The following is a 6,740-nucleotide window of genomic DNA, read 5'->3' on the forward strand; positions in this document are numbered from 1 at the left end:
ACCTCCCCGAACGCCTCAGCAAACACCGGAAACTCCCCCACCAACCCCCGCCCCATCCCCACCCACTGCACACCCTGCCCCGTGAACAAAAACGCCGTCCTGCCGCCCTGACCGGCCGCCCCACTCACCACACCGGCACCAGACTCCCCTGCAGCCAACCCACGCAGACCCTGCATCAGCTCGTCCCGATCCCTGCCCAGAACCACCGCACGATGCCCCAAGCTCGCCCGGGTCGACACCAGTGCCGCACCCACGTCCACCAGGCCCAGCCCCGGAACCGCCTCCACGTGTGCCGCAAGCCGCCGCGCCTGGTCCCGCAACCCCGACTCCGACCCAGCGGACAACACCCACGGCACCACCGACGGAGCAGACTCCATCCCGGACACCGGCGCTGGTTCGAGGGCCTGTTCGAGGATGAGGTGAGCGTTGGTGCCACTGACTCCGAACGAGGAGACACCTGCCCGCCACGGCCGGTCCACCACCGGCCACGGTTGCTGTTCGGTCAGCAACTCCACCGCACCAGCCGACCAGTCCACCTCCGTGCTCGGCGCATCCACGTGCAAGGTGCGGGGCAACACACCCCGCTGCATCGCCAGCACCATCTTCATCACACCAGCGACACCAGCAGCGGCCTGCGTATGACCGAGATTGGACTTCAGCGACCCCAGCCACAACGGACGATCCCGGTCCTGCCCATAAGTCGCCAGCAACGCCTGGGCCTCGATCGGGTCTCCCAACCGGGTGCCGGTCCCGTGCGCCTCCACGGCATCCACCTCAGCCGTGGTCAGACCAGCACTGGCCAACGCCTGCCGGATCACCCGCTGCTGGGAGGGACCGTTCGGCGCCGACAGCCCGTTCGACGCACCGTCCTGATTCACCGCCGAACCCCGCACCACCGCCAACACCCGATGCCCCTTACGCCGAGCATCCGACAACCGCTCCACCACCAACAACCCAACACCCTCAGACCACCCCGTACCATCAGCCGACGCAGCAAACGCCTTGCAGCGACCATCCGCCGCCAGCCCACCCTGCACGGCGAACTCGGCAAAGACCCCCGGTGTCGCCATCACCGTCACACCACCGGCCAACGCCAGATCACACTCACCAGCGCGCAATGCCTGCGCGGCCCAGTGCAACGCCACCAACGACGACGAACACGCCGTGTCCACCGTCACCGCCGGCCCTTCCAACCCCAGCACATAAGCGATCCGCCCCGACAACACACTGCCCGCACCACCGGTCAACCGGTACCCGTCCAGTTCCTCCGAGGCACCCCCGACAGCCTCATAACCCGAACCAGCACCACCCACGAACACCCCGGTCCTACTGCCCTTCAACAAGATCGGGTCGATCCCGGACCGTTCCAGCGCCTCCCACGAGGTCTCCAACAACAACCGTTGCTGCGGATCCATCGCCAACGCCTCACGCGGCGAAATACCGAAGAACCCCGCATCAAACTCCGCCGCCCCATGGAGGAACCCACCCACCCGGGCGAAACCGTCACCGACCAGATCCCAGCCACGCTGTGTCGGGAACGCCGAGATCGCATCCACACCACCCGCGAGCAAGGCCCACAACTCCTCCGGCGACGACACCCCACCCGGGAACCGACACCCCATTCCCACAATGGCGATCGGCTCGTCCGGCTCCGCCTTCACCACAACGGGAGCCACCGGCACGGCCTCGACCGTGCCAGTCAGTTGCTGCCTCAGGTGGGTGGCCAGCCGCGAGGCCGTCGGGTAGTCGAACGCCAACGTCGCAGGCAGTTGCAGACCTGTCACTGCCGCCAGCCTGTTGCGCAACTCCACCGTCGTCAGCGAATCGAAGCCCATGTCCCGCAACGCCTTCTCGGGATCGACGGCCACTCCGGAGGCGTGCCCCAGAACGGTCGCGACATGACCACACACCAGATCCAGAACCAGCCGCTGCTGATCAGCAGCAGTCAGACCGGCCAACCGCCCGGCCAGACCGGAACCGTCCTGGTCGCCCGCGCGGGCAACCGGCCGGGCCGGCCCACGATGCCGTGGCAGGCTGGACCGCGACCGCTGTTCGTCCCCGGAATCCAGCAGTTCCGCCCACGCTGAACGCAGCGTCAGCGAGCCCACCGACACCACCGGAGCACCGGTGTCGTCAGCTGCATTCAGGTAGAGCACGCCGTCGTCAGTCGCCGACAGTTCCACGCGCAGTGACCGTGCGCCCGACGCGTGCAGGGACACTCCGCTCCAGGAGAACGGGAGCCCGCCTTCGCCCCCGGCGGGCAGGAACGCGGCTGCGTGCAGGGCGGCGTCGAACAACGCCGGGTGGATCCCGAACTCCCCCGCCAGCTCAGCCGCCTCGTCAGGCAGCCGCACCTCAGCGAAGACTTCCCCATCCCGCTGCCACACCGCCCGCAACCCCCGGAACACCGGCCCGTATCCATAACCCGCCTCGGCCAGACCGTCGTAGAGGTCATCCACCGGCACCGGCACCGCTCCCGCCGGCGGCCACACCATCAGTTCCGTACCCGCAGACGCCGCAGCCTCGGAGGTCAGCGTTCCACCGGTGTGCCGTACCCAGGCCGCTTCCCCTGCTGTCTCCTCCGGCCGGGAGTACACACTCACCGCACGACGACTCGACTCCGCCGACGCCTCGACCACCACCTGCACCTGCACAGCCCCGTGCTCGGGCAGCACCAACGGCCGCTCCAACACCAGATCCTCCACAACACCACACCCGACCTCATCGCCCGCCCTAACCAGCAACTCCACGAACGCAGTGCCCGGCACCGCCGCCAGACCACTCACCGTGTAATCGGCCAGCCAGTCGTGTGAAGCGAGGGACAGCCGGCTGGTGAACACCACACCCTCACCACCAGCCAACTCCACCGCCGCACCCAGCAACGGATGCCCCACCGACACCAACCCCATACCTCGCGCATCTCCGGCCGCAGCCCGAGGGCGCGGCCAGTACCGCTCCCGCTGGAACGCGTATGTCGGCAACTCGATGGCCTGGCCCGAACCCCGGCCCATCACCGCAGACCAGTCCACCGGAACACCGTGGGTGTGGAGAGTGGACAGTGCGGTCAGCAGTTGCTCAAGTTCGTCCTCACCCCGGCGCAGCGTCCCCGTCACGACCGCCGCCGGGTGGGACTCGAACAGCGTCTCCTCCAGACTCGGAGTCAGCACCGGATGCGGGCTGACTTCTACGAACGTCCCGTAGCCGGCCGTGGCAAGCACCGGGGTGGTGTCGGCCAGCCGCACCGTCTCCCGCAGATTGCGGTACCAGTACTCCGCATCCAGCTCACGGGTGTCCGTCAGCTCACCCGTCACCGTCGAGTAGAACGCGACAGTTCCCTCCACCGGGGTGACGTCTGCCAGGGACTCGATCAGCTCGGCCCTGATCAGTTCCACCTGCGCGGAATGCCCCGCGCAGTCCGTGTCCATCCGACGGGCCCGGAAGTCCTCCGTCTCACCCGCCATGACCAGCTCGGTCACCGCCTCGGCGTCCCCGGACACCACCACCCACGAGAGCCCGTTGACCGCCGCGACCGACAACCGCCCATCCCACCGGGAGATCAGCGACTCCACCTCGACCAGCGGCAATCGCACCGACGCCATCCCGCCATGCCCGGCCAGCGACCTGGCAAGTAGATGGCTGCGCGCCGCGATGATCCTGGCCGCGTCGTCCAGCGACAGTCCGCCCGCCACGCAGGCCGCCGCGATCTCACCCTGCGAATGCCCCACCACCGCAGCAGGCGTCACACCCAGCGACTGCCAGAGGTGCGCCAACGACACCATCACCGCCCACAGCACCGGCTGCACCACATCAACCCGCTCCAGCGCCTCCTGGTCCCCCAGCGCCTCCAGCAGGTCCCACTCCACGAACGGCGCCAACGCCCGAGCACATTCACGCATCCGCTCCGCGAACACCGGTGAAGCCGCCAGCAGTTCCTGCGCCATACCCGCCCACTGCGACCCCTGACCAGGGAACACGAACACCACACCACGCCCACCGGCCGCACTCTGGCCGACCTTGCCGATCACTACCCCGGCACCCGGCCCACCCTCCGCAAGCCCGGCCAGCCTGGCGATCAGCTCGTCCCTGTCCGTACCCAGGACCACCGCACGGTGCTCCAGACCCGCCCGGGTCGACACCAGTGCCGCGCCCACGTCGACCGGGTCCAGCCCCGGATCCGCCTCCACATACACCGCAAGCCGCCGCGCCTGTTCCCGCAACGCCGACTCCGACCGCGCCGACACCACCCACGGCACCACCGACGACGACACCACCGGAGCAGACTTCACACCGGACACCGGCGCTGGTTCGAGGGCCTGTTCGAGGATGAGGTGAGCGTTGGTGCCACTGATCCCGAACGAGGACACCCCCGCCCGCCACGGCCGGTCCACCACCGGCCACGGCCGCTGCTCCGTCAGCAACTCCACCGCACCGACCGACCAGTCCACCTCAGGGCTCGGCGCGTCCACATGCAACGTCCGCGGCAGTTGCCCGTGTTGCATCGCCAACACCATCTTGATCACACCGGCGACACCCGCCGCGCCTTGGGTATGACCGATGTTGGACTTCAGCGACCCCAGCCACAGCGGACGATCCGTCGGCCGGTCCTGCCCGTAGGTGGCCAACAGGGCCTGGGCCTCGATCGGATCCCCCAGCCGGGTGCCCGTACCGTGCGCCTCCACCACATCCACCTCAGCCGTGGTCAGACCCGCACTGGCCAACGCCTGCCGGATCACCCGCTGCTGCGACGGACCACTCGGCGCCGACAACCCGTTCGACGCACCGTCCTGATTCACCGCCGAACCCCGCACCACCGCCAACACCCGATGCCCCTTACGCCGGGCATCCGACAACCGCTCCACGGCCACCAACCCGGCGCCTTCCGCGAGCCCGACCCCGTCGGCCGATGCGGCGAACGCCTTGCAGCGGCCATCGGCCGCCAGCCCGTCCTGAACGGCGAACTCGGCAAAGATCCGCGGTGTGGCCATCACCGTCACACCACCGGCCAACGCCAGATCGCACTCCCCCGACCGCAGCGCCTGGACCGCGAGATGCAAGGCCACCAACGACGACGAGCACGCCGTGTCCACCGTGATCGCGGGCCCTTCCAGCCCCAGCACGTACGCGATCCGTCCCGACAACACGCTGTCCGCGCCACCGGTGAGCCGGAATCCGTCCAGTTCGTCCGATGCCTCCGCGACAGTCTCGTACCCGAAACCGGCCCCGCCCACGAAGACCCCGGTCCTGCTGCCCTTCAGCGTGTTCGGGTCGATGCCGGCCCGTTCCAGCGCCTCCCACGACGTCTCCAACAGCAACCGCTGCTGCGGATCCATCGCCAACGCCTCACGCGGCGAAATACCGAAGAACCCCGCATCAAACCCGTCCGCATCCTCGACGAACCCACCCACCCGGGCGAACCTGTCACCGACCAGATCCCAGCCCCGATCCACAGGGAACTCACCCACCACATCAGCCGAGGACACCACCGCATCCCACAACTGCTCCGGCGACGAGAGCCCGCCGGGGAATCGGCAGCCCATCCCTACGATGGCGATCGGCTCGTCCGGCTCCGCCTTCACCACAACGGGAGCCACCGGCACGGCCTCGACCGTGCCAGTCAGTTGCTGCCTCAGGTGGGTGGCCAGCCGCGAGGCCGTCGGATGGTCGAATGCCAACGTCGCGGGCAGCCGGAGTCCCGTCGCTGCCGCCAGCCTGTTGCGCAACTCCACCGTCGTCAGCGAATCGAAGCCCATGTCCCGCAACGCCTTCTCGGCGTCAACAGCTCCCGCGGAGGCGTGTCCCAGAACGGTGGCGACATGACCACACACCAGGTCCAGAAGCAGTCGCTGCTGATCAGCAGCTGTCAGGCGGGCCAGCCGCCCGGCCAGACCGGAGCCGTCCCGGTCAGCCGCACGGGCAAGCGGCCGCACCGGCCCACCGGCCACCAAACCCCGCAACAGCGGCGGCACCGACCTGCCATGCCGTGGCAGGTCGAGCCCGACCGGGGCCAGATTCGCTTCCGGGCGTCGGCAGGCCAGGTCGAACAACGCCAGCCCTTCCGCCGCCGACATCGCACGCACGCCAGCCCGGCCCAGCCGAGCGTGATCGCTCTGCCCCAGACGTCCGGTCATGCTGCTGGTGTCGGCCCACCAGCCCCAGGCCAGCGACGTGGCCGGGAGGCCCTGCGCGTGCCGGTGCAACGCCAGCGCGTCCAGGAACGCGTTGGCCGCGGCATAGTTGCCCTGCCCCGGAGAACCGGAAGTCGCCGCGAAGCTCGAGAAGAGAACGAACGCGGCCAGGCCCAGCCCGGCGGTCGCCTCGTGCAGATACCACGCCGCGTCCGCCTTCGGACGCATCACGGTATCGATCCGCTCCGGCGTCAACGACGTGACCGTCCCGTCGTCCAACACACCCGCCGTATGAATCACTGCGGTGAGCGGATGCTGCTGTGGCACCCCGGTGATCAGCTCGGCTATGGCGTCCCGGTCTGACACATCACACGCCACCACCCGCGCCTGGGCACCCAGTCCGGTCAACTCCTCGACCAGCTCCCGCGCACCCGGCGCGGCCATACCCTGCCGCGACACCAGCAGCAAATGCCGTACGCCATGCCGGTCGACCAAGTGCCGCGCCAGCAGACCACCCAACGTGCCAGTCCCACCCGTCACCAACACCGTGCCGTCACCGACAAGACCACCAGCAACAGGCCGCATCAACGCCCCCGCATCCGGACGGGCCAGCCG

The 6,740-nt window shown here is 69.0% G+C and carries 1 protein-coding gene; it reads right to left on the reverse strand.

The genetic code is table 11. The annotated features are described in order from the left end of the window. On the reverse strand, positions 1-6,740 hold a 6,740-nt coding region (locus ACLZOT_RS49570; RefSeq protein ID WP_416975922.1), incomplete at both ends, for a type I polyketide synthase.

This window comes from Streptomyces sp. 4F14, assembly GCF_048159485.1.
In the GTDB taxonomy this organism is placed as follows: domain Bacteria; phylum Actinomycetota; class Actinomycetes; order Streptomycetales; family Streptomycetaceae; genus Streptomyces.